Consider the following 24,001-nt stretch of genomic DNA (forward strand, 5'->3'; position numbering starts at 1 on the left):
AGCAATCTCCATTAAATCTCGCTTTAAATTTGTTTGTATGAACTCGGATCAACATCTTCTCCATTACTTAAAATGATTTCATTACATATGGACACCCATACTTCAGCATGAGAACTTTTTTATTCATATTACGTTTAGATCAATCGCACTTGGATTAACTATCCATAACCATAAATTAACCTATATTCTTTAGATGATATCCCTTGCTACAAAATGCTATAGATTAGCGCTTTGTAGCATTTTTTTATTTTTAATTATTTCATTTTTTTATACTTTATTACGAGTATTCACGAAATTGGTATCCTGTGATGGTTTCTTTTATATCGAGCTTTATATAAAAATGAAACTTAACTTACCTACAAATTTTTATTTATTATCCTTATTACTTAATAAACCTTTTTCATACCAAATTTGAAAAACATATATCAAAAGGGATACGCCGATCATCATCAAATATGTAATATGTGGCGACAATTCTCCCGAAGCCATTCCAAGTTTTTGTTGGAATGGATACCATAAATATATGTATGCACCATCTAATATTAGGTTTGTTATTAAATAAGCAATAAATTTTCCATAGGTAAACTTAAAAATCCATATTGTTGCTACTAAATAAGCACTATATACCCAAGGAATATTTGCAACTTTGTCCCACTCAAATAGCCCTGATTCTCTCCACCAATTATAATGATATGCAGCTTGGTAAGTAAGCGTGTTGACTACAGTAACAAACAATCCAACTGGTAGAAATCTTCTAAGCGTTTTATCTCCAATTAGTACCAATGATGCAATTGGAAGTAAAAACATTAGCCATAGTATTATTTGATTCATATTATTATCCTTTCCAATCAATGCGTTTAATCTAGATATTCCCCATATGTTTAAATTAAATGTAATGATTGGAAAAATATTTAAGACTTTCTTTAAGGCAATTTTAAGTGAAGATAAATTATAGAAGTAGCCATACTTTATCATGCAAGAAAAGAATTGAGGTAGATGTTCGGACGTTTGAGACTTCTTAAACATCGAGGATATAGTTGATATTTCTCTACAATAGGCTCTGTTAATGTTTATTGTTAATAATTTGATTTATCCGAACCTATGTTCCATAATAGGTTTAGCTACCAAAACGTTGGTCATGACCGTGAGATCAACTGATATTCTTAAAGCCATTCAAAACTAAATTCAGCAGAGAAACATCGTTTGTGAGAATATTTAATTGATTCTTCCTGCATCGTCCTCGACAGAAACTGTTCTTCACAAGAAATTTCTAAGTGTGAAAAAGAGTGGATATCATTGATCTGATTGCGAGTCGAAACATATTGTTCGTTATCTACATTATAAATGGTGTGAAAAGTTTTCAATTTGTACAAGAATAATAAGGAGAAAGGAGAATAGACATGATTAAAATGTTTTTAACATCTTCGCTTAAAGATGTCGTTGGTCTATTCAAAGAATTCGTGGAGGTGGATTTAAAAGGGAAAACTTTAACGTTTATTCCTACTGCAAGTGTTCCAGAAGAAGTAGTCCACTATATTTATACCGCAAAAGAAGAATTTAAAAAGTTAGGGATAGTTGTTGAAGAGCTTGATATTTCAGTAGCTCCAAAATGTGAAATTAAAGAAAAGTTAGAACGTAACGATTTCATTTACGTATCAGGCGGAAATACTTTTTTCTTATTACAAGAGTTAAGGAAATCAGGGGTAGATGAGATAATAACAGAACAAGTTAATTCTGAAAAATTGTATATTGGGGAATCAGCAGGTGCTATAATAACATCACCCAATATAGAATACGCAAAATTTCTAGACGATAAAGAAAAAGCAACTGAATTAAAATCGCTTGATGGTTTAAATTTAATAAATTTTATCCAGTCCCCCATTTTAATAGCGAACCATTTAAAGACGAAGTATTTGATTTAATTGCTTTTTACGAATTTAGAATAAATCTTTTACATATTTCAAATTCACAGGTTATACAAGTTGAACAAAACAATATAGTTGTTAGGTAAAAAATTCTTATTTAATTTGGTGCATTTAATAAGCAACCAAGAATGACGTAGATTCAGTCATAAAAAGACGGTCCATAAAAAGTATTGATCGTAGAGTTGCTGGTAAAGCTACTGGTTAGATAATGAGAAATTTATTAAATTAAGCCCCCACAACCGTGAGGACTTTTTTCTATACGGCATCGAAACATCATAAACGCCAATTGCTATCGGATCTACTCTTTCTTTAATAAATAGTTTTAACGCTAGAATGCCAATATCCTCAACTTCATCTTCGTAATAAATATATGTAAAATCCTCTTCGATGTCATGTACTTTAATAACTCGTTTGCCTACTTCTTCGTCAAATTCTGTACTTAGTAATTCATATCTCCTTTTTATTACCTGTTTTATTTACAGATTAGCATGAATTTGGTGTAAAATATCACTTTATACATATATTGACACGTAATAATCATCTTTTTGTATCCAAAAAGATTTATTCTATATTAAACCTTTAGATTACATCTTCTTGTGAAATTTACTTAGGAGGTTATGGATTAAGAATATTTATACCCTCTCCTTCAGGAATTTCGTGATATTCCATGATCTCACCATCAACTACTCCGAACTCATATGCAGTATTTTCTATTACTGCGGCTCCAACATATTTTTCACCTCTTGGTTCTTTCCAGTTATACCAACTTTTTATTAATATAATATCCTCTTGATTACTATATCCCTTTTCTTGAATTAAATAATTCCGCATCATCTCTTCTGTTTCTGAAATCTTTTTGGGATTTCCATAAAAGGTTGCTAAATACAAGAAATATACTAGATAAAGTAAAACTATTGAAAATAATACAAAAAAATAGTATTTTTGTATATTTTTTTATCATTTAATCACCATTTCTTCTTTTTTTGTCACTATTAACATTTTAATCCAAAAATAAAGAAAAGAAAAGAGGAGATTTATTCATGAAAAAAGTTTCATTTTTACTTTTATTGTCGATCTTTGTCGCCCTTTTATTTGCAAGTTCAGTATCAGCTTTCTCTTATCCCAATGGAACAAAAGCAAAAGCAGGAGATATCTTAGTGACAGACGACGCTGCCGCTAAAGGAATAACTGGTCATGTTGCTATAGTAACTGACTCAAATAATCATTTAGAGATAAAAGGGCCTGGTTATAATCCAGATATTTATTCTTTTAAAAAATAGTTTAATGCTAAAGATAGTACAAAAGTAGTGAGGATTGGTAGTATATCAAAAGCAAGTAGTGCTGCAGCATTCGCAAAAACATATGATAATTCAAATATTCCTTATGGTTTCAAAACAGATCTATTAGATAATACCAACATATATATTGTTCAAAACTAGTTTGGCAAGTATATTCTATTGGTGCTCCAGGAATATTTGATCCTGATGCACAAAGTTTTGCCACGAGATATGGTCTCTTACCTCCTTATCTATTCTTGCAAGGTTCTTTTTATGAAGCTACCTCTTCAAAATTAGTTTATTCAAAAGGTTTATCAAGAATAGGTGATATAAAGTAATTACCACCCTCCTAGTGTATATAATAAGCTGGAGGGCTCTTTTAATCTATTAAAATCACTATTTACTAGATATAATAACTAGCAATATTATAAAGGTAAGTTTTATACGATTGATCTTCTTTGTAATTGAACATCCTTTAGATTTTAAAACAGCTTTTAGTTTCTTACGAGTGTTTCATCCATAGACACCATCAACCTCATTTTAAAGTATATAACTTAGAAGAATCTAAACTGCTTTTTTCAAGACTTGAGGGTGAATATGAAGTATGGCAATTGATTGTAAAGGTTGCAGCAGTTAGTTGTTTTCCTTCCAATGCTGCAATTTCGCCTTCCCTAAGACTAGGTCATTCGAAAATAGGTACTACAATGGATACTTATGGACACGTACTCCAGGAAGTTGAACAAAGTGCAGCCACATATTTCGAAACATTATTTAAAAATGATTAAAATTGGTATCCTCTTGGTATCTTTCCAAAAAAATATATAAACCTCAAGAAAACAAAAAACCTCATAAACGTTAAGTTTACAAGGTTTCTAATGATGTCCCAGGAGAGATTCGAACTCCCGACCCACGCCTTAGAAGGGCGTTGCTCTATCCAGCTGAGCTACTGGGACGTATTGGAGCGGGTGAAGGGAATTGAACCCTCGACATCAGCTTGGAAGGCTGAGGTTTTACCACTAAACTACACCCGCGTGGTATTGATTTATGTACAAAAAATGTACTAACTTTCGTAACAGACAAGACTTATTATATTAAGTTTTGAGTCTTTTGTCAATATATTTAAAGAAAAAAGTTATAGAAGAAATATGGATAATCCATATTTCTTCTATAGAATATCATTTTATTGTTGTCTCGAAGCCTAAATCTTTCACTAGATTTCCATCAACATCATAAAAATCTACTGTTAATTCTTGACTTGTTTCCCATGATAAAATCGCATAGGTTTTTTCTTCACGTACGCGTGGCAGACGTATACTGCCAGGATTAATGATAACTTTATTGTCGATTTTCTGTGCTACTGCAATATGAGAATGACCATGACAAATTATCTTTGCATCTAATTCTTTTGCTCGCTTAATAACTGGTTTTAAAGAAGTTTTTACTTGATGCATATGTCCATGAGTAATGTAAAAGTTTAAATCAGCAACAGCAAAATCTAATTCATCAGGATACCGTGAATCAAAATCACAATTCCCAGTAACTTTCTTGAAATTATCCATTGGACTAGCGTCAAATTCTAATTCTGAATCGCCACAATGAATCATTTGGTCGACCTCATCCTTGTGACGTTCCTTAATTATTTCAAGTTCCTCTGTTAACCCATGACTATCACTGGTGATCAATACTTTTGGCATAGTACCCCTCGCTTTCTATATACTCTTTACCCATTCTTCTATTTTTTTTAACGCATTTCCTCGATGACTAATCTCATTTTTTTGATCAGAGTTTAGTTGCGCCATGGTTAGCTTGGTATCAATTGGTTGAAAAATCGGATCGTAACCAAATCCATTTGCACCAATTGGTATGCGTGTTATCTTGCCCTCACATGTTCCACGTTTAACTACTGGTTCTTGGTTTGGCCTTACTATTGCTAGTACACAAACAAATCGAGCTGAACGATTTTCATCTGCGATATCATGCATTTCATCTAATACTTTATGTAGATTCTTTTGATCATCTTTTTCTTCTCCTGCATAACGAGCAGAGTATACACCTGGTCGTCCATCTAATGCATCTATTTCCAAACCAGAATCATCAGCTAAAACAGGAATCTTAAATTTTTCTGCAATTGTTGCTGCTTTTATGATTGCATTTTCCTCAAAAGTACTACCTGTTTCTTCAATATCGTCAATTGGTTCTTTCAAATCCAATAAAGAAGTCACGTTAATATCATATTTTTTAAATAGCAATTGAAAATCTTTCACTTTACCCTTATTTTGGGTCGCAATCATGATTTCTTTCATCATTATCCCTCTACTTTTCTAAATATGTTGACCACTGTTGTAATGCATCTTTTTGGATATCAAATATTTCTTTTAAACCTTTATCTGCCAAACCTAACATTGTTTGTAATTGTGCTGGACTAAATGTAGCTTCTTCACCAGTACCTTGAATTTCTACAAACTTTCCGTTACCTGTCATCACGATATTCATATCAACATGTGCTTGTGAATCCTCTGTATATTCTAAATCTAAAACTTCTGTTCCATCTGGCATCACACCAACAGAGATTGCTGCTAAATAATCAGTAATTGGCATTTCTTTGATTGTTCCTTTTTCGATTAATGTACCAAAGGCGTGAACAATTGCAACAAATGCACCTGTAATCGATGCAGTTCGTGTACCACCATCTGCTTGGATGACATCACAATCAACCCAAATAGTACGCTCACCAATTTTATCTAAGTCAACAACTGCACGTAAGGCACGACCAATTAAACGTTGGATCTCCATCGTTCTTCCTGATACTTTACCTTTTGAAGACTCACGGATATTTCTTGTATCTGTTGCACGCGGCAACATAGCATATTCTGCTGTTATCCAACCTTTTCCTTTATTACGCATAAATGGTGGAACACGATCTTCTATACTTGCATTACATATTACTTTTGTATCTCCAACTGTAATTAATACTGAACCCTCTGGATGTTTTGTATAACCCGTCTCAATTTTTATATCTCTTAGTTGATCTACTTCACGCTCACTTGGTCTCATAAATTCTTCCTCCTTCTAATTCTTTCTAATCGTAACATATTTTTACCCATTTCGATAACTTCATGCAAAGAAAAAAAGGAGCTGATTGTTCCAGCTCCTTTTCCTATTACAAACTTCCAACTGGTACAAAGGTATCCCTTGAAACAGGTTCGCTATAAGGCACACCATGTTCATTAAATACTTGTTCAACATCATCAACATTTACAGAAACAGCTTCTACATTCACTTGGTCTGTCAACGTTAATACCAATGTCTCCATTACTTCATCAGATATTGCTCCGCTTGCTTCGTCACTTAGAATTTCTTTACTGAATGTTACCTGCAAGACACCATCTTCTATTGTTGGTTCTTCCATAATTGTAGCATTCTGATTAAAAACATTTAGTAAACCTAGATCATAGGATGGGCCATCTAACAATGCTTGTACAACTGATTGATAAACATTATCCTCAATCATCTCAACATGTTGTGTTACTGGCACATAATATAATTGTTCGCCTTGTTGTGATGGATAGTAAAGCGTTACGGCTTCACTATCCAAAAGATCCACACCATCTGCATGATAAACATTAATGCCATTTGCGCGTGAGTAGCCATCTGTTAGTGGTGTACCGTTTACTGGCATCTCCTTTTGCTCAAATCCATTAATCCAAAGATTAATTTTGTTAACATTATCAAATTGTGTAAGCGTGTATGTCATTGCTTGAATGATTTGTTGTTCTTCTTCCGGCTGATATTCTGTAAACTCTTCTGACAAATCTACAACTAATGTACCATCTTCCTCTAAATTCAAGCCTAAAATTTGTGTACCAGCTGGTAAAACTGCCTCAAATCCATTTGGTAAACTAGAAGTGACCGGACCATCCTTAATTAAATACTCTAATACTTGAGTAGCTACTTCATTAGTTTCTGTTTTAGGTAATTCCATTGTTTGTGGAACAACCATTCCTTCTTCATTAATTAAATATAATTCTCTTGGAACTGTTTCTGTTTCTGTTGTTGTAACATCAACGCCTTCTTCTCCAACAGTCGTTTCAACCGTCTCTTGCTCTACTGTGTCATCCGTTTGTTCTGTATCAGTTGTTTGACCAACTGGCACATCTATTTCTTCTAATGTTTGTTCACCTTGAAATAGTCCACAACCAGTTGTCAAAAATAATACAAACAAAATCGGTAATCCAATTCTTATTGTCAGTTTGAATAATCGCATACTCATGTTTTTCCCTCCTACGATGGTTTGTATTATTATGTATACGAGCTGTTCAGAAAAATAGACCTATCTTTACTCTAGATTATCTAGAAATTACTTTGTTATGTTCATAAAGGCAAAACAGCACTTATTGTAATCAGTATTATTATTCAAAAAAAGAACCATGGCTACGACTATTGTAGGCACGGTTCTCTCTATTTGAATAATTCTAGTAATAAGTTGTGGGCTTTCATTGTATTTATCAGATTTTATTCTATACTCGTCTAGTTTGTTTCTATATCTGCATTCTCAATAATATTAATTGGTATATCTAACCATTGAATCGCAATACGTTCAAAAATTTCCCATGGGCCAGTGGTATAAAAACGATGATTTGGTGAACGTTCACCTTCGTATATCGTTTGATGATAACCTAAGATTACACTAACTTCTCGTGCAGTCTCTTCACCTGATGAGATGATATGAACTTCTTCTCCCATCACAGCTTGAATAGTATCCTTTAATAGCGGATAGTGCGTGCAACCTAAAATTAGTGTATCAATTATTTCTTTTTCCTTAATAGATTGCAAAGCGTTCTCTACCACTTGATATGCTTTAGCACCAGTAAATACACCTTGTTCAACCATTGGGACAAATTCAGGGCATGGTAGACCTTGTACTTCTATTTCAGAATTAATACTATGCAAAGCCTCTGGATAAGCCCGGCTTTCAATTGTTCCTTCTGTTCCAATAACACCTATTTGCATGTTTTTTGTCATCTTTATCGCCGCTCGAGCTCCTGGTTGAATAACTCCAATCACAGGTATATCTAATTTCTCTTGTAGTAATTCCAATGTGAAAGCTGTTGCTGTATTACAAGCTATAACAAGTAACTTTATATCTTGCTTCAATAAAAAGTTAACCATTTCTAACGTGTATTGAATTACTTCTTCTTTTGGTCGTGGACCATATGGACAACGTAATGTATCCCCTAAATAAATTAATTGTTCTTTTGGTAATTGACGCATCAGCTCACTCGCTACTGTCAGACCACCAACACCTGAGTCAATGACTCCAATCGGTTGATCCACTATAAATCCCCTCTTATCTTAAATGTTTACACATTACTATTTTTATCTTGATCCAGTTTCATTTGTTTGTGAAGCAACTTCAAAATATCATACAATACATCTACTCGGTCTGTTGAAACATCTTCTAAGACATCTTCTAAATAATCCTGTCTTTTCTCGATTACTTCTTGAATAATATCTTTACCTTTGTCTAATAAATGTATTCGAACAACACGTCGATCTTTTGTATCTCTTTTTCGTTCCACTAAAAGATTTTTTTCCATTCTATCTATTAAATCAGTTGTTGTACTGAAAGCTAAATTTATTTTATTCGAAACTTCTCCAATTGTTAAATCCCCATCTTCTAATAACCACTGTAAGGCTATAAATTGAGGTGTCGTTATCGGATAGTTTTTTAAAATTTCACGACCCTTTTGTTTAATTATTCCAGAAATATACCGTAGTTCTTTCTCTACTTCTGCAATTGTCGCTGCGTTTTTAACTTCATCCACGAATACTAAACCTCCTTTGACTAAGCTATTCTATTTGTATCATATCATTTTTTTATCAAATTAGGTCAAAATTTGATTATTTCTATATCATGATAAAGTTAAACTATAGCTAGAATATAAAATCAAAACACAAAAATAACGCATGGATCTGATTAAGCACCCATACGTTATTTCTTATGTTATTTCTCAATTTGTTCTGGTAACTCCTCATCTGTTACTGGTTCTATCGGTTGATCAAATTCTTCTTCGTCATCTTCCAAAGGATTGGACGTTGATGCAGCTGAAGCATTATTACTAATCCGCACTTCAACGGTATAATCCATAGAAACAAATGCATTAAATTTACTCATGCTAACAACTGTTCCCTTTACCTCATTAGACTCAACATATTTAACAATATAATCAATTTCTGCCCCTTTAGATTGATAGTCTTCATAAAATAACTTTGGTAAATCTCCTTCCATCACACCACGGTAGTCAGCTAGAAAAGGACGACCTTCAGAATAAGTAACTGTGATAGCGGGAGCCTCCTCACCGGTTAATTTAGTTCCTGCTTCAATCGATTGAGAAACTAATCTTCCATAAGATAGTTTTGATTGAAATTTCTGTTTGACCGTTACCGTTAGTCCAGGATAACTGGCTGCTTCATCCATTGTAAGTTCACCGAAATTTGGTACGACTATCGCTTTACCTACAGATATCTCGACGGTCATTTTATCTTTCTTAGCAATTTTTTCTTCAGCTTTTACACTTTGACTAATAACCTTGCCAACTTCTATCGTATTAGAATCTTTATCTTCAAGCGTTAATGCAATTTCATTCGTATCTGCCCATTGTTGTACTTCTTCTTTTGTACTCGCAGAAAAATCTGGGACACTAATATTCTTCTCAAATACTTCTTCACCTTTAGAGTAATAGACAGCAGCGCTATCCTTGCGACGATATGTTACTTCATCAATTTCGCTATCCTTAATAACAAGTTTAATAAATGAACCAGACTCGACTTTATCACTATATTCTGAAACCAACTTAAGGTTATCAGCTTGTTGCTCCTCTATCCAGAGCTCTGTATCGCTTTGGTTCATTTCAGAAAAGTCAGGTAAGGGAATAACTTCTTCAGGATCTGGTCCTAAACTACTAACTATCGAAAGCGTTTTCCCCTTTCGAATGTTTTTACCTTCTGATATACTTTGAGAAATTACTCGATTAGCTTCAAGATCTGCACTATATTCCTCTGTTAGTTCAATAGCTACATCATTCGTATTGGCCCATGCTCGTGCTTCAGAAACTGGTTTATCCCTAAAATTCTCCACTTCTGCATGAACTACATTATAGTAAGTAACACACATTACGATAAAAGCTAGAGTTGATCCAAGAATAATAAATAACAGCTTGCGGCGTTTTTTCTTCTGATAAGTCGGATCAAACTCTAATTCTTCTCCTACAATACTTCGACGACTACTAGTTGAAGAGAGCGGTTTTGTTTCTGGAATAACTTTCTCTTCTTCTTTTTCTATCACACTATCTTCTGGTTTTGCTATCGAATCTTTCGCTTCAGTTGATTTTCCTTCATCTTGTTCAATCAAAGTACCATCATATTTTTCTTTATTAAATTTTGATAAAAAATCACTCATAAGCTGATAGAGTACCTTTCTGAAGAGTGAAAGTTTGGTCAGATTGTTGTGCAATTTCATTCGAGTGCGTTACAACTACAACACATTTATCATGTTCGTGTGCCAATTTCTTAAAGATATTAATAATTTCTTGTTCCATTTCCTCATCTAAATTACCGGTAGGTTCATCAGCAAGAATTAATTCCACATTTGTAGCTAATGCACGAGCAATGGCTACACGTTGTTGCTCACCACCAGAAAGTTTATTCACAGAACGATCTGCTTTGCTTTTTACAATTCCAATATAGTCTAATAGATTATAAGCAACTGTATTTTGGTCTTTCGGAATTTCATTTTCTGTAATAGACATTGGAACTAGCACATTTTCTACTGCTGTAAACGCAGGAATTAGATTATAACTTTGAAAAATGATGCCGACATTATTGCGTCGATATTGCTCATAACCTATTTCTTTTATGTCTTTTCCATTAAATAATACTTTACCACTCTGTGGTGAATCTAAAGCACTAAGTAATGCTAAAAGTGTTGTTTTACCGGAACCAGATTGACCTAATATTGTATAAAACTTTCCCTTTTCAAATCCAACATTTGTATCCTTCAAAATATAACGACGACTTTCTCCATCTTGATAGAAATAATTCAAATCTATTGCTTCTAATATCATCTATTTCACCTCTCTACTACATCATTATTTTTTTAGGATTTAATCGAACAATATATATTAATGGTATGATTGTTGACACTAGAATCGTTAATAATCCTACTAAATAAAACATTAGTATATAGCTAGAATCCAGTTTCACCTCATACGAATCCATTACATCATCCGTTGTTACACTAGATTGATATGCCTCCAATTCACTGTAATACATCATGTCCTCATCACTTTGAGTATCTTCAGCATTGAGCAACGTTTCAGATATACCCTGCGCCAAAAAATTCCCGCTGAATAGCGATAAGGTAATACCGATTAGTGCGACAACCATTACTTCAATTAAAATTTGGCCTACTACACGAGCACGTCGTTCACCTAAAGAGAGGTAAATCCCTAATTCATGTTTACGATCTCGAAGGAACAATAATACAACTAAACCAATAATTAATACAGTAGCAATTACGGCAACAAGTAAGACATAACCAGCTAATTTAGACATAGATTTAACTGGTGCTGCGATTGTGTCATATTGATCGCTAGCATTACTAACTTTATAAAGTTCTGGTAATAATGGTTGAACTTCTTCCTCAAATGCAATACTATCCTCTGAATTATTCAACACAAAAATAGGTGTATAGTATTCCGTGAGGGCTTCTGCATCTGCTTCAATCATTGCGGCATATTCTTCATCAATTTTCATATACTCTTCATTATAATACGTTAATTCACTACTAACGACTTCATTAGGAACATAAATAGTATTTTGATATTCTATATTCATGAAATCCATTTCTCCACTTTCTTCACTTTCTTCAACACTTGCTGATTTAGGTTCAAATAAACCAATAACTTCTAATATAACATCTCGAGAAGTTGCTAATTTTTCTTCTCCAGTTTCTTCATCATAGCTGTATACCTCATTAGTTAATGTGATATTATCACCAATTTGCAAATCATTTTTCTCTGCTAACTTACTAGATATTATCGCGACACTAGAACCGTTCTCTATTTCACCTGATTCAAAAACGCGACCCTCAATTAAGTTCCCTATTCCTTCTTCAAAATCAATTACTGGTGCATAATTAATACCTTTCAACATGAAGTCGATACTAGGGCCTTCATATTCTACTTCAACCTCTTCTTCCATACCTTCGCCTTGATAACTTTGAACGTTCTCTGATCCTAACCATGTGGACAGGTTATAGTCATAATATTTCACATAAGAAAGCTCTCCAATTTGTTTTATTAATTCAAGATCTAAATTAGATATTTCTAATGTCATTTGGTCTTCTTCATCCATATTTTCTAACTTTTCATAATCAAGTTCAACAGTTGCTGCAGCACCTAATTTTTCTTTTATATTTGTTTCCACATTGTCTGTAGCCTGTTGGATCGAAATAGCACCTGATATTACGTTCCCTAAAATAAATATTACAGCCAATAAAATTAGTGACTTTCCTTTTTTTCTTGAAATACTTAACAGTCCACGCTTAATAAAATTCATTACTAACCCCCTCAAATTAAAAACATTGCATAAATCAAGATTCATAAAAACTGATGTCATGATAATTATTATGTATCAATTCCAAACTCTTCTATTAATCTGTCAATATAAACTTAATTATACATTTACAAACAGAATATACACAACCTAAATTTTGAAATAAATTGTATAATTTTAGTATACATAAACACTGAAATAACTAACCACTTTTCCTCAAAAAGCGCTATTCATAAAATGAATAGCGCTTAAGTTTATCTAAATTATATAATTGGATGATTTACTTTACTCTCTTGTTTTTAACAGTACATCAATCGAAAAGGTTGTAACAGTCTCTTTATTTTGATTATTTATAGTGAACGAAAAAGTTACCGTACCTCTTCCACCTCTTGAAGATAATCGTTTATTCATCACCTCAACAGTACCAATCAATAAATCATTAGGATAGACAGGCTTTGTCCATCTAATTTGGTCAACTCCAGCACCAGCAATCACCTCATCACCCAATACATCCGCTTCAATCCACCTGGACCATACCAGACCGATTGTTTGATACCCAGATGCAATAATTCCTTTAAACATCCCTTGCTTTGCAAATTCTTCGTCAATATGTATACGTTGTGGATCATATTTTTTTGCGAAATCTAAAACATCTTCTTTCTCTACCTTGATTGGTTCTAGATTAAATTGTTGACCGACCTTCAAATCTTCTATATACATTATTATCCACCTTCACAGCTAAATTAAAACCAATAAATATATTACACCAACTTGCTTTATTTTCCAAAAATAATCTACTTTATAATCAAATAATTTAATTGATCGCAAAATAATTAAGCTACTATCAGTAATTTAAATACGAGTAATATTACTAGTCATTATTCTTTAAAGTGTTATACTAATTATATTGTACACAATTTAATTTCGTAAGGGAGTGGGTCAGTTATGAGTATTTACGATATCACAGTTAAAAAGTCTAATGGCACAACATACCAACTTGATGCATACAAGAATCAGGTTATGTTAATAGTAAATACGGCATCCAATTGTGGACTTAACGGTCAATTTGATGGACTTGAAGAAATTCACCAGAAGTATAAGGATAAAGGCGTTGCTGTACTTGGTTTTCCAAGTAATCAGTTTGCTAACCAAGAACCAGGTACATCGGAAGAAGCGGAAGAGTCTTGTCGAATCAATTTTGGTGTAACATTCCCAATCCATGAAATCATTGATGTTAATGGTAAGAATGCACATGAATTGTTTCAATATTTGAAAAGTAATTCCAAAGGATTTTTAGGTAATAACATTAAATGGAACTTCACTAAGTTTTTAGTAGACCAGAATGGTGAGGTTATCGAACGTTTTGGACCTAAAGTTGAGCCAGCTAAAATTGAAAAGAAAATTGCACGTATTGTTTCTTAATAATAAGGAATCCTTCAGTCTATCTAAGGATTCCTTTTTTATTAGAGTTTTTTAAGAAATAGTACTTTGAGATAGTCTCCCTCTTTATACTGCTTTATTGTCTTAAAATCATCTGGTAAAGAAAATGTCTCAATAACCCTGTAAGCCTCATCCATTTCCTTAAAAGCTTGATTAACAAAGTTCTTAAACTTATCCATGCCAAAACCACTAGCATTCGTTGACGCAACAATGATCCCTTGATCCGCTGTAATAGCAATTGCTTCTTTAAGTAAGTTCACATAATCCTTTGACGCACTAAACGTATGTTTCTTGGATCTAGCAAAACTAGGGGGATCAAGAATAACCATGTCAAAATTCAGATTCTTTTTAACCGCATATTTAAAATAATTAAAAACATCCATCACTCGAATGATATGATCGTTCTCATCTAGGCCATTCACTTGAAATTGTTCAATCGTTTTAGGTAAGCTACGATTCGCAAGGTCAACACTCGTCGTCTGTTCAGCACCACCCAGTGCTGCAAAAACAGAGAAAGCACCTGTATATGAAAAAGTATTTAATACTGATTTTCCATTAGCATACTTGTCTCTTATTGTTTTTCTTACCTGCCTTTGATCAAGAAAAATTCCAGTCATTGGACCATCATTTAAATAGACGGCAAAATTCACACCATTTTCCTTGATAATAATCGGAAAATCGCCGCGTTCTCCGGCAACAAAATCATCGTCTTCTAGGTATTTTCCACCAGTATCAAAACGTTTTTTCTCGTAAATACCTTTAAATTCAACTAAGTTCTTTAGTGAATTCAGTATAAGCTCTTTGAACAGATAAATCCCTTGACTATACCAATTTACAACATAAAACCCTGCATAGTATTCAATAGTCAGACCGCCGATCCCATCTCCTTCTCCATTAAAGACACGAAAAGCAGTTGTATCTTTATCTTTATAATAGGCACTTCTTATATCTAATGCCTTTTCGATTTTTTTATCAAAAAACTGCTGATCAATTGGCTCATTTTCATTTTGAGTTAATACCCAACCGAATCCCTTGTTTTGTCTACCATAATAACCTCTTCCAAGAAAATGATTTTTCTCATCAACTAATTGAACGATTATACCTTCTTGATCCAGTACCTCCATATTTAAGATGGCTTCTTTAAATATATGTGGAAAACCTATTTTAAATTTATTAACAAATTTATCTTTAATTTTCAATTGTACGTCATTCTGCATTTCCTTCATCCTAACTGTTTATATATGTACTTACTTTATCATTTGACTTTCTATAAAGCTAGCTTCAATAAGTCTTCCCTCGTATATAACAAATCTAATTCAGGGAATTATGTGTGTAATATTTTCTTACAAACAAACAGATTATTCACCATATGTATGCTAACATTAAATCCAAATTCAGATTTTCTGGGGGATAACTATGATGGGAAAGCAAAAACTTGTTTTAATCGGAAACGGTATGGCAGGTTTGCGCTGTATCGAAAATATTTTAAAAGAGGATAATACCCTTTACGATATCACCATTTTTGGTAGTGAGCCTCACGTGAATTACAGTCGGATTATGCTATCTTCCGTACTACAAGGAGATACAACATTTAATGATATCACAATAAATGACCGTAACTGGTATGATGATCATGATATCCTTCTTCATACTGGTGAAACCGTTACAAATATTAATAAAGAAAAGAAGCTAATAGAGACCGATAAAAGCACAATAACCTCTTATGATAAACTCATTATAGCAACTGGTTCTAACCCTTTTATTCTACCCTTACCTGGTAATGACAAAGAAGGTGTTGTCTCTTTTCGCACAATAGATGACTGTCACAAAATGATCGACACGGCAAAGAAATATAAGAAAGCGATAGTAATTGGCGGTGGACTCCTTGGCCTTGAAGCAGCAAGAGGCTTATTAAATTTAGGAATGGAAGTTGACGTTGTTCATATTTCTGAATATTTAATGAATAAACAATTAGATGAAACAGCAGCACATATGCTCCAAAGTGAATTAGAGTCACAAGGCATGCATTTTCTTCTAGAAAAACAATCTGAAGAAATCATTGGAGACGCTAGGGTTGAAGGAATTCGATTTAAAGATGGAACAATAGCTAAGGCAGATCTTGTTGTGATGGCAGTGGGTGTAAAACCAAACATTCAATTAGCGCAAAAAGCCGGTATTGAAACTAACAGAGGTATTCTTGTCGATGATTTTTTCGCAACGCGTTCAGAGGATATTTATGCTGTTGGTGAATGTGCAGAACACAACGAAATGGTATACGGTCTTGTCAAACCGCTTTATGAACAAGGAGCTGTACTCGCACGACATTTGTGCGCCAAGGATAATGAGCCATATAAAGGATCCGTTTTATCAACACAGTTAAAAATATCAGGAGTTGATGTATTTTCTGTCGGACAATTCTATACAGATGATCAAACAAAGGCCATTCATTTTCATGATGAAGTTGCTTCAACTTATAAGAAAGTTTTCTTTAGAGGTAACAAAGTGGTTGGCAGCGTCATGTTCGGTGACACTAAAGAAGGACCTAGATTGTTAGATATAATTATAAAACAAAAATTCGTCGCTGATCAAGAAAAGGTTGCTTTACTTACGCCTTTAGATCCAAGTGAATCTTATGTAGCTACAATGCCAAAAAATGAATTTGTTTGCACATGTAATGCTGTATCTAAAGGTACTATTATTGAAAATGTCCAACAGCACGCGCTTACTACTGTTGATGAAGTTCGCCAATGTACGAAAGCTTCCAGCTCATGTGGTGGTTGTAAACCAATTGTTAGTGAACTACTAACCTATATAAATAGTGAATATTTTAATGAAGCAGTTGAAGATAAAAGATTCTGTTCTTGCACTAAACTAACTGAGGATGAAATAGTTACAGAAATACAAACGAAGCATTTAGCTAGTGTTACGGAAGTTATGGAAACACTAGGATGGGGAACGAATGACGGTTGTGCAATTTGTCTTCCCGCTATAGAGTATTATTTAGAAATGATCTATCCAGAATATGAACAAAATCAAGAAACAATCTATGTGAATGAAAAGATGAATGCAAAACTTCGTAAAGATGGCACCTATACGATCGTTCCACAACTATATGGTGGAACAGCTCAGACCAGTCAATTGAAAACTATTGCAAAAGTTGCAGAAAAGTACAATATAACTACCCTACCATTAACAAGTGCACAAAGAATTCATTTAGAAGGCATTAAAAAAGAAGATTTATCTTCTGTATGGACAGATCTCAATATGAGGCTTCACTCCGCAGCTGCAAATACAGTACAGAGTATTAAAACTAGCAGTGGTGATCATTTATGCGAGTGTGATAAACTACCAGGTTATCATATCGCACATGAGCTTGAGCGGAGAATGGAATTTCTAAAAACACCTTATCGTATCAGGATTGGAGCATCTGCTTGTAAACATAATGGAGCTGGTTCCACTACAAAAGATATAGGTATTATCAAAATGGATAGAGGATGGGAAATTTATGTCGGAGGTAGTAGCGGTCGCAACAGTCGCTTAGGTGAATTATTAGCTGTCACCGAATCACAGAAAGAAGCAGTTAACATTATTCTTGGTTTCGTCCAATACTACCGTGAATCTGCCAATTACTTAGAACGAACATGGCAATGGATTGATCGAGTAAGTTTAGTTCACCTTCGTGAAGTGCTTTTTGATGAAGAATTACAAAACTATCTAATTGATAGATTAGAAAGAAGTGTGAAGCAGCGTAAATTGTTATTACTAAGTAATTAATAGGTTTCATACTTCTTAACTCTATAAACCAGAACTCCATTAAATCAGCGAGCAAAGGATGAGATATCTTGACAGAGTTACTATTGAAATACTTCAGAGATAAGCAACAAAAAGCTGAAACAGAGAAAATTTATGATTCACAATGCCCTTATTGTAGTATGCAATGCAAGATGCAATTAGTAGAACAAAAAGTTGTTTCGAGAAAAACATATAAAACAATCGGAAAAGATAACCCAACCTCTGAAGGACGGCTTTGTATTAAAGGATTAAATGCCCATCAGCATGCACTTCATAAAGACAGAATTAAACAGCCATTAATGAAGGTTAACGGTGAATTCGTTACTGTTTCTTGGGAAGTCGCATTAGAACAGATAAAAGAGAATTTCAAAAAGATTCAGCAACAAGATGGTCTTGATGCTTTATCGGTTTATGGTAGTGCTTCAATCACTAACGAAGAAGCGTATCTATTAGGTAAATTCGCACGCGTTGGCTTACAAACAAAACACATTGATTACAATGGTCGTTTATGTATGGGAGCTGCTGCAACAGGTGCAAATCAAACGTTTGGTGTAGATCGCGGATTTACGAATACAATAAAGGAAATTCCTAATACGCGCTGCATAATCTTAGCTGGAACAAATATCGCTGAATGTCAGCCGACCATCATGCCTTATTTTGAAAGAGCCAAAGAAAATGGCGCATACATCATTGCTATAGATCCACGCGAAACAGCCACAACCAAATTAGCAGATTTGCACTTAAAAAACAAACCAGGTTCAGATGTAGCCTTAGCTAATGGATTATTAAAGGTAATTATTGAGAATAACTTAGTTGATCAGGCATTTATTCAAGATAGAACTAATGGATTTGAAGAAGTAAAAGAACTAGTAACATCTATTGAGCTTGAGGAAACAGCGCAGTTAACAGGCTTAACTGTTGAGCAAATTAAACAGGCTGCTACTGCTTTTGGACAAGAAACATCAGGTATGATCTTTACCGCAAGAGGCATTGAACAACAAATTGATGGAACAGCTGCAGTACGCTGCTTTATAAACATTCTTTTAGCTACTGGGAAAATCGGAAAACCTAATTCTGGTTTCGGTGCAGTTACTGGTCAAGGCAATGGTCAAGGAGCGAGAGAACACGGACAAAAGTCAGATCAATTACCAGGTTATCGCTCGATTGAAAACGATGAGCATAGAGAATATATTGCAAATGTTTGGGGAGTTAATGCACAAGACTTACCTAGAAAAGGCGTATCTGCATACGAAATGTTTGAGGAAATTGAGCAACAAAAAATTAGCGGTATGTTCGTTATGTGTTCCAATCCAGTTGTTTCAAATCCAAATGCTAACTTCGTCAAAAAAACATTAGAACAATTAAAATACCTAGTAGTTGTTGATATGTTCGTTTCAGAAACAGCAAAACTAGCAGACATCATCCTACCAGCCTCTTCCTATTTAGAAGATGAAGGAACTATGACTAATGTCGAAGGTCGCGTCATGTTAAGAGAAGCAAGCTTTCCACTACCTGGTGAAGTACGACATGATTGGCAAATCATTTGTGATATAGCAAAAGCATTAGGAAAGGAACAGTATTTCCCCTATCAAAGTGCTGAAGATATTTTTGAAGAACTTAGAGTCGCAAGCCGTGGTGGTAGAGCAGATTATTATGGCATTACCTATAATCGGATTCGAAAAGAAGATGGTGTCTTATGGCCATGCCCGGATCCGAATGAATCTGGTACAGACCGTTTATTTGAAAATTCATTTGCTCATGAAGATGGTAAAGCAAAAATGGCAGCCATTTCACACAAATTAAAAATACCCAAACCAATACCTAGCGATGCTTATCCGCTCTTTTTAACAACTGGCCGTGTCATGTCACACTACCTAACTGGTGAGCAAACAAGAAAAAGTCCTTCGCTTGCTGCAAGAAATATTGAAGCGTTTATGGAAGTCCATCCAGATACAGGTTTAAAATATAATCTAAAAGAATCAATGCTTGTAAAAGTCGAGTCAAAACAAGGCTCTATCGTTGTTAGAACGAAATGGTCTACTACAATAAGAAAAGACACCGTTTTTGTACCATTCCACTGGACAGAATCACAAAATGTTAATCGATTAGTTTCTGATGAATTAGATCCTCACTGCAAAATGCCTGGTTTTAAAGTGAGCACAGTTAAAATTAGCCCAGTAAATAGGTAAGTAATTTAGTAATCTATTAAATAAGTCGACTGTTTCAAATAGAAACAGTCGACTTATTTATTTTATGAAACTCACACTACATATCTTTTTTAATTTCATTTTTACTTTGATAACTTCTTTTGATTAATTCGAATGGCTTAAGCATTATCCTACGAAACTTCCTTCTATTAACATCTTGTTGAGTTGCAGGTAATTTACCGAAAATTAAATGAGCAAGCGGTATATAAAGATGAATGGTGCGAATAACCAAATAACAGAAAATGACTGTCACCATATATCGAATCGTTATGTCAAAATGAAACCAATAATTTGGTCTTGTTGGAGTATATACTGCAACTTCTCTTAGGATTAACGGATGAATTAAGTAAAAGGCAAAAGAATAAACTGCGAAGTGTTTTACTCTACCAATCATTTTAGTTGATCCCATTGCTGCAAATTTCTCTGCTAGCTTGTAAAAGAAATAACTTCCTATTACTAAATAGGTAATTTCAGTTAACGTGTAAACTGTACCAGTTACCGTTATTTCTTGGAGTGTATAGCCATAGTAATGTAAATAAAATAAGCTTGATCCCGTAATAAGTGTCATCACACCAAATATAATGATAGGGATGTTATTTTTCCCTTTAGCTTTTTCTGTTTCATAGTGTAATCCTATCCAACCGCCTAAAAGTAAATACGACATATTACTAAGAAATATATGAGAACTCGTTAAATCAAATGTAGATTGGATGACAAAATAAGTGAATTGAATAAGGATACCGCATAACCAAAGGTATTTCTTAATAATTGAAAATCGTTGTGAAATCCAAATTACTGCAGGTAATATCATATAAATTTGAACGATAATAAAAATAAAGTATAATTGATAGTGGGATTCTCCTTGTACTATCCGACTGATAACATCTCCTATAACGAACTCACGTCCTAATCGGGAATACGCATAAAACTCATAAACACTAGCCCATATGAGATAAGGTACAATAATAAACTTAAAACGTTTTTTATAGTAATCTAGTAGATTATCTTTCGTCCATCTTTTTTGTGCATGACTATAGAAAAAAACCAGTCCCGTCAACATAATAAAAATACCCTTTTCCACACGGAGCGTTCGACTTAAGTAATGATACTTTTGAAATGCACCGCTATCCATCTCAAACGAAGTATAATAAGCACCAATTGTATGGATTAACACTACCGATAACATTGCAAACGTTCTTAAAAAATAAACAGCCTCAATATTTTTATTTTTCATTCTATGCCTCTCCCAACAATTCACTTTTATTCCAGCGTGAAATATAATTACTATTATTATAATAATTACATTAACGTAATTTTCTATAAAAATGGAAATTACAATATAAATAATACAATTCTTCATAGACACTTTACATTAGTTATCTACACCACTTTATAAGACGCAAATAAACCGACTTCCCATAAGAATGTCGGTTTTTATTAGAGCTTTAATATTCATCCATTCTTAAAAGCTCTACAACTGCTTGGAACACCCCTTTAGATCAAGACTTTGTATAATCAATACTTATACATTAGTGTTCATTTTATTAATTTGATAAAATTATTACGATTGATTATTTAACTCACTACAGAAGGAGTTCGATCACCAAGCAAAAAAACCGACTTCCCATAAGAAAGTCGGTTTTTATTAGAGCTTTAATTCACCCATTCTTAAAAGCTCTACAACTGCTTGCGAACGCCCCTTTACACCAAGCTTTTGCATTGCATTTGAAATGTATAGTAATTGCGTAATATTTTACTTATCAATAGTACTTAAATATCTAAATAGACCGAAAGATTTAGATATTGTAAAACTATCTGTGTTATTAATTAAAATATTTCACAACCTACTAAACCAGCATAAACAACTTAATCTTATTTTATCTGTATAGTACTTTTATATAAGTTCTCTGAGAAGTTGGGACAGTTTCATAATATGTGTCTAACAAAGTGCCTGAACTGTTGTATTTTTTCACTTCGAACCTATCAAGTACCAGTCGTCCATAAACGGCTGGTCTACTCCACCTGTCGTAGTCAGCATCAACACTGAATCCTGAACCACCGCCTCTCGCGACAGCGATACCTACAACACCGTACGATAAAGAAAAACTGAAATTTGTGGTAGAGCTACTAAACCAGTAAGTATCGGCACGAGTATAACCATTAAAATCTGGATGCCAGCCAAATTTATAGTCATAGTCTGCTATCGATGATGATATCTTAGTGTAATCATAGTGATAACATGTTGCACAAAGGATACCGATATTATTAGATTCCTTTGTTAAATTAAGTGGTGTTGATGTTGAAAAGGTGTTAGGTAATTCCTCATAAATTGTCTTAATATTACCGTCTTCTTGAGTGACATCTACTACTTCTCTATTTAGTAATTTATTTTCTATAGTACTATCAGTAGATGCCGAAATTGAATCTACGACTATAAAAAACATGAAACATATTAAAAAGAAGCTTAAACCTATTTTAAATCTATTCATTTTCTCACCTCCTTAAATAAATAATACCATATTTTCCTATAAATTAAAACGCTTTCAATGGAAAAAATGGTTTTTTACTGTTAAAATTTATAATAAGAATTAATTAGATTACAAAAGGGAGTGTTTTTCTTGAAAAAGGCAACTTATATTTTACTTTTAATGTTTTTATTTCTAAGTGGTTGTGGAACTGATGAATTGTTATTAATAGGAAAAAGAACAGATACAGATATAGTTGAATATAACCAAGAAATTAAAGAGGAAAATATCATTACTCAAGTTAATAATATATTAGAAAATAAAACGAAAAATCAGATCTCAGAAAAACCTAATGTATATCCAGATTTTATATTACTATTGAAAAATAAAAAAGAAAATATAAGTATTTTTAACTATGCTGTTTGGCTAGATAATCGCGAGAATGCTTTATTAAGTGATGAAACCTCTGAAAATAAAAATTATTATAGGCTTTCTAAAGAAAACACAGAAGAATTAAAAGAGATACTAAATAAATGATTGAGATGTGAAATTATCATCCCTTTTTGAAAGGGTAAACGTAAGATAGTCCACACCTATTATTAAGATGTGGACTAATATTATGATTTATATAGATTTATTTGGAACTCGATTTTCACCGTGAACATAGTAAAAGTTGAGCTAACTTAGGCTTTATTAGATGTATTCATATTAGGGAGTTTCTCACACAGATATTGGGTAAATCCGTTTTTCTTGCTCCTTTGCAATGGTTGGTATCTATTATAGGAATGATTTATACTTTTCCTCTTCAGTAGCCTGGAATGTATATTTTAAATCAATTTGTCCATTCTGATACACAACACCAAAATCAATTAATGCCTGGAAAACGTGAAATAAATCCTTGTCTGTATCGTTTAACGCTCTAATTTCTTGCTTTATATACGTTATATTAACTTCATTTTTCTCCTCACTACTTAATAAGAAGAGTTCGTCATTCATACGAGTAATCTCTTGTTCAAGTCTTTCCCTTTTTGCTTCATATTCATACTTATTTATCATTTCATCTAAATAAAGATCTAGTAATCTATTCTTCTTTTGTTCGGTTACTGCAATCGTATGATCCAGCTTCTTCATTCTTTGATCTTTGTTATCGCTCAGTGATTTTTCAAGATTAAAGTTTACTTTTTAGCTTTCACTGATTAAATCTTTTAATATAGTAATCCTTAAATTTTCATAAGTCATTGGAACATGACATTTATATACATTGACCAGAACGTCTATAA

General features: G+C 33.3%; 23 protein-coding genes, 2 tRNA genes and 2 pseudogenes. 8 read left to right on the forward strand and 19 right to left on the reverse strand.

All coding sequences use genetic code 11. The annotated features are described in order from the left end of the window. Positions 1-366 precede the first annotated feature (366 nt). Positions 367-831 (reverse strand): hypothetical protein, encoded by a 465-nt coding sequence (locus DM447_RS12485; protein WP_112181532.1) that lies wholly within the window; start codon positions 829-831, stop codon positions 367-369. A gap of 569 nt (positions 832-1,400) precedes the next feature. Between DM447_RS12485 and DM447_RS12490 the strand changes: the two are divergent. Next, positions 1,401-2,011, forward strand: a pseudogene (locus tag DM447_RS12490) (Type 1 glutamine amidotransferase-like domain-containing protein). Positions 2,012-2,540: 529 nt separating this feature from the next. Here DM447_RS12490 and DM447_RS12495 read toward each other — a convergent pair. Further along, on the reverse strand, positions 2,541-2,756 hold the full coding sequence (locus DM447_RS12495) for a hypothetical protein (RefSeq protein WP_112181533.1): 216 nt from the start codon (positions 2,754-2,756) through the stop codon (positions 2,541-2,543). Between the two features lie 209 nt (positions 2,757-2,965). On the opposite strand from DM447_RS12495, the gene DM447_RS12500 reads away from it, so the two are divergent. From DM447_RS12500 to DM447_RS18375, 3 genes are all read left to right on the forward strand, one after another. After that, positions 2,966-3,205, forward strand: coding sequence for a CHAP domain-containing protein (locus tag DM447_RS12500; RefSeq protein ID WP_112181534.1), 240 nt, complete (start codon positions 2,966-2,968; stop codon positions 3,203-3,205). Positions 3,206-3,232: 27 nt separating this feature from the next. After that, a complete protein-coding gene (locus tag DM447_RS18700) occupies positions 3,233-3,364 on the forward strand; it encodes a hypothetical protein (RefSeq protein ID WP_277871491.1) in 132 nt (43 codons plus the stop codon). Positions 3,365-3,813: 449 nt separating this feature from the next. After that, complete coding sequence (locus tag DM447_RS18375; protein WP_162632650.1) at positions 3,814-3,987, forward strand: hypothetical protein; 174 nt, start codon at positions 3,814-3,816, stop codon at positions 3,985-3,987. A 94-nt stretch (positions 3,988-4,081) separates the two neighbouring features. Here DM447_RS18375 and DM447_RS12505 read toward each other — a convergent pair. The 12 genes from DM447_RS12505 to DM447_RS12560 all read right to left on the reverse strand — a co-directional run bounded on the left by DM447_RS12505 (position 4,082) and on the right by DM447_RS12560 (position 13,537). Beyond that, a tRNA-Arg gene (locus tag DM447_RS12505) sits at positions 4,082-4,155 on the reverse strand. Between the two features lie 4 nt (positions 4,156-4,159). Further along, positions 4,160-4,233: transfer RNA gene (locus tag DM447_RS12510), tRNA-Gly, on the reverse strand. Positions 4,234-4,377: 144 nt separating this feature from the next. After that, positions 4,378-4,896, reverse strand: a complete 519-nt coding sequence (locus DM447_RS12515; protein ID WP_112181535.1) for a metallophosphoesterase — start codon at positions 4,894-4,896, stop codon at positions 4,378-4,380. A gap of 15 nt (positions 4,897-4,911) precedes the next feature. Continuing rightward, positions 4,912-5,505, reverse strand: coding sequence for an XTP/dITP diphosphatase (locus DM447_RS12520; protein WP_112181536.1), 594 nt, complete (start codon positions 5,503-5,505; stop codon positions 4,912-4,914). 10 nt (positions 5,506-5,515) lie between these two features. Then, positions 5,516-6,256, reverse strand: a complete 741-nt coding sequence (gene rph / locus DM447_RS12525; RefSeq protein ID WP_112181537.1) for a ribonuclease PH — start codon at positions 6,254-6,256, stop codon at positions 5,516-5,518. A 106-nt stretch (positions 6,257-6,362) separates the two neighbouring features. Further along, positions 6,363-7,472 carry a GerMN domain-containing protein gene (locus DM447_RS12530; protein WP_112181538.1) on the reverse strand — a complete coding sequence of 370 codons (1,110 nt, stop codon included), beginning with the start codon at positions 7,470-7,472 and terminating at the stop codon, positions 6,363-6,365. A gap of 257 nt (positions 7,473-7,729) precedes the next feature. Next, the gene (racE, locus tag DM447_RS12535) at positions 7,730-8,536 is read right to left on the reverse strand and encodes a glutamate racemase (RefSeq protein WP_112181539.1); all 807 of its coding nucleotides are present in this window, start codon (positions 8,534-8,536) and stop codon (positions 7,730-7,732) included. Between the two features lie 26 nt (positions 8,537-8,562). After that, positions 8,563-9,027, reverse strand: a complete 465-nt coding sequence (locus DM447_RS12540; RefSeq protein WP_112181540.1) for a MarR family winged helix-turn-helix transcriptional regulator — start codon at positions 9,025-9,027, stop codon at positions 8,563-8,565. A gap of 179 nt (positions 9,028-9,206) precedes the next feature. Beyond that, a complete protein-coding gene (locus DM447_RS12545; RefSeq protein ID WP_112181541.1) occupies positions 9,207-10,661 on the reverse strand; it encodes a PASTA domain-containing protein in 1,455 nt (484 codons plus the stop codon). Then, a complete protein-coding gene (locus tag DM447_RS12550) occupies positions 10,654-11,325 on the reverse strand; it encodes an ABC transporter ATP-binding protein (RefSeq protein ID WP_112181542.1) in 672 nt (223 codons plus the stop codon). Before DM447_RS12550 ends, DM447_RS12545 begins: the two co-directional genes overlap by 8 nt. Positions 11,326-11,341: 16 nt before the next feature. Then, positions 11,342-12,820 (reverse strand): ABC transporter permease, encoded by a 1,479-nt coding sequence (locus tag DM447_RS12555; RefSeq protein WP_112181543.1) that lies wholly within the window; start codon positions 12,818-12,820, stop codon positions 11,342-11,344. Between the two features lie 282 nt (positions 12,821-13,102). Beyond that, positions 13,103-13,537 (reverse strand): MaoC/PaaZ C-terminal domain-containing protein, encoded by a 435-nt coding sequence (locus tag DM447_RS12560; protein ID WP_112181544.1) that lies wholly within the window; start codon positions 13,535-13,537, stop codon positions 13,103-13,105. Positions 13,538-13,762: 225 nt separating this feature from the next. Between DM447_RS12560 and DM447_RS12565 the strand changes: the two genes are divergently transcribed. Continuing rightward, entirely contained in the window at positions 13,763-14,239 is a 477-nt protein-coding gene (locus DM447_RS12565; protein WP_112181545.1) for a glutathione peroxidase, read from the forward strand. Between the two features lie 41 nt (positions 14,240-14,280). Here DM447_RS12565 and DM447_RS12570 read toward each other — a convergent pair whose 3' ends face one another. Continuing rightward, the gene (locus DM447_RS12570; protein ID WP_112181546.1) at positions 14,281-15,474 is read right to left on the reverse strand and encodes a class I SAM-dependent rRNA methyltransferase; all 1,194 of its coding nucleotides are present in this window, start codon (positions 15,472-15,474) and stop codon (positions 14,281-14,283) included. 202 nt (positions 15,475-15,676) lie between these two features. On the opposite strand from DM447_RS12570, the gene nirB reads away from it, so the two are divergent. Further along, entirely contained in the window at positions 15,677-18,031 is a 2,355-nt protein-coding gene (gene nirB, locus DM447_RS12575; protein ID WP_112181547.1) for a nitrite reductase large subunit NirB, read from the forward strand. 68 nt (positions 18,032-18,099) lie between these two features. After that, the gene (gene nasC / locus DM447_RS12580; RefSeq protein ID WP_112181548.1) at positions 18,100-20,238 is read left to right on the forward strand and encodes an assimilatory nitrate reductase catalytic subunit NasC; all 2,139 of its coding nucleotides are present in this window, start codon (positions 18,100-18,102) and stop codon (positions 20,236-20,238) included. A gap of 76 nt (positions 20,239-20,314) precedes the next feature. Here the strand turns inward: nasC and DM447_RS12585 are convergent, their stop codons facing one another. The 3 genes and pseudogenes from DM447_RS12585 to DM447_RS12595 all read right to left on the reverse strand — a co-directional run bounded on the left by DM447_RS12585 (position 20,315) and on the right by DM447_RS12595 (position 22,745). Continuing rightward, complete coding sequence (locus DM447_RS12585; protein WP_117161287.1) at positions 20,315-21,490, reverse strand: acyltransferase; 1,176 nt, start codon at positions 21,488-21,490, stop codon at positions 20,315-20,317. Positions 21,491-21,901: 411 nt separating this feature from the next. Beyond that, a pseudogene (locus DM447_RS12590) lies at positions 21,902-21,991 on the reverse strand (helix-turn-helix domain-containing protein); the annotation flags it as partial. A gap of 142 nt (positions 21,992-22,133) precedes the next feature. Next, positions 22,134-22,745 (reverse strand): hypothetical protein, encoded by a 612-nt coding sequence (locus DM447_RS12595; RefSeq protein WP_112181550.1) that lies wholly within the window; start codon positions 22,743-22,745, stop codon positions 22,134-22,136. 129 nt (positions 22,746-22,874) lie between these two features. On the opposite strand from DM447_RS12595, the gene DM447_RS12600 reads away from it, so the two are divergent. Next, entirely contained in the window at positions 22,875-23,258 is a 384-nt protein-coding gene (locus tag DM447_RS12600; RefSeq protein WP_112181551.1) for a YhfM domain-containing protein, read from the forward strand. 240 nt (positions 23,259-23,498) lie between these two features. Here the strand turns inward: DM447_RS12600 and DM447_RS12605 are convergent, their stop codons facing one another. After that, positions 23,499-23,852 (reverse strand): hypothetical protein, encoded by a 354-nt coding sequence (locus tag DM447_RS12605; RefSeq protein WP_112181552.1) that lies wholly within the window; start codon positions 23,850-23,852, stop codon positions 23,499-23,501. Positions 23,853-24,001 lie beyond the last annotated feature (149 nt).

It is taken from the genome of Paraliobacillus zengyii, assembly GCF_003268595.1.
GTDB lineage: Bacteria > Bacillota > Bacilli > Bacillales > Amphibacillaceae > Paraliobacillus_A > Paraliobacillus_A zengyii.

Coding starts and splice junctions, on each gene's coding strand:
- DM447_RS12485 (WP_112181532.1), bottom strand. CDS start 831: ATGAATCAAATAATACTATGGCTAATGTTTTTACTTCCAATTGCATCA.
- DM447_RS12495 (WP_112181533.1), bottom strand. CDS start 2,756: ATGCGGAATTATTTAATTCAAGAAAAGGGATATAGTAATCAAGAGGAT.
- DM447_RS12500 (WP_112181534.1), top strand. CDS start 2,966: ATGAAAAAAGTTTCATTTTTACTTTTATTGTCGATCTTTGTCGCCCTT.
- DM447_RS12515 (WP_112181535.1), bottom strand. CDS start 4,896: ATGCCAAAAGTATTGATCACCAGTGATAGTCATGGGTTAACAGAGGAA.
- DM447_RS12520 (WP_112181536.1), bottom strand. CDS start 5,505: ATGAAAGAAATCATGATTGCGACCCAAAATAAGGGTAAAGTGAAAGAT.
- rph (WP_112181537.1), bottom strand. CDS start 6,256: ATGAGACCAAGTGAGCGTGAAGTAGATCAACTAAGAGATATAAAAATT.
- DM447_RS12530 (WP_112181538.1), bottom strand. CDS start 7,472: ATGAGTATGCGATTATTCAAACTGACAATAAGAATTGGATTACCGATT.
- DM447_RS12545 (WP_112181541.1), bottom strand. CDS start 10,661: ATGAGTGATTTTTTATCAAAATTTAATAAAGAAAAATATGATGGTACT.
- DM447_RS12550 (WP_112181542.1), bottom strand. CDS start 11,325: ATGATATTAGAAGCAATAGATTTGAATTATTTCTATCAAGATGGAGAA.
- DM447_RS12555 (WP_112181543.1), bottom strand. CDS start 12,820: ATGAATTTTATTAAGCGTGGACTGTTAAGTATTTCAAGAAAAAAAGGA.
- DM447_RS12560 (WP_112181544.1), bottom strand. CDS start 13,537: ATGTATATAGAAGATTTGAAGGTCGGTCAACAATTTAATCTAGAACCA.
- DM447_RS12565 (WP_112181545.1), top strand. CDS start 13,763: ATGAGTATTTACGATATCACAGTTAAAAAGTCTAATGGCACAACATAC.
- DM447_RS12570 (WP_112181546.1), bottom strand. CDS start 15,474: ATGCAGAATGACGTACAATTGAAAATTAAAGATAAATTTGTTAATAAA.
- nirB (WP_112181547.1), top strand. CDS start 15,677: ATGGGAAAGCAAAAACTTGTTTTAATCGGAAACGGTATGGCAGGTTTG.
- DM447_RS12585 (WP_117161287.1), bottom strand. CDS start 21,490: ATGAAAAATAAAAATATTGAGGCTGTTTATTTTTTAAGAACGTTTGCA.
- DM447_RS12595 (WP_112181550.1), bottom strand. CDS start 22,745: ATGAATAGATTTAAAATAGGTTTAAGCTTCTTTTTAATATGTTTCATG.
- DM447_RS12605 (WP_112181552.1), bottom strand. CDS start 23,852: ATGAAGAAGCTGGATCATACGATTGCAGTAACCGAACAAAAGAAGAAT.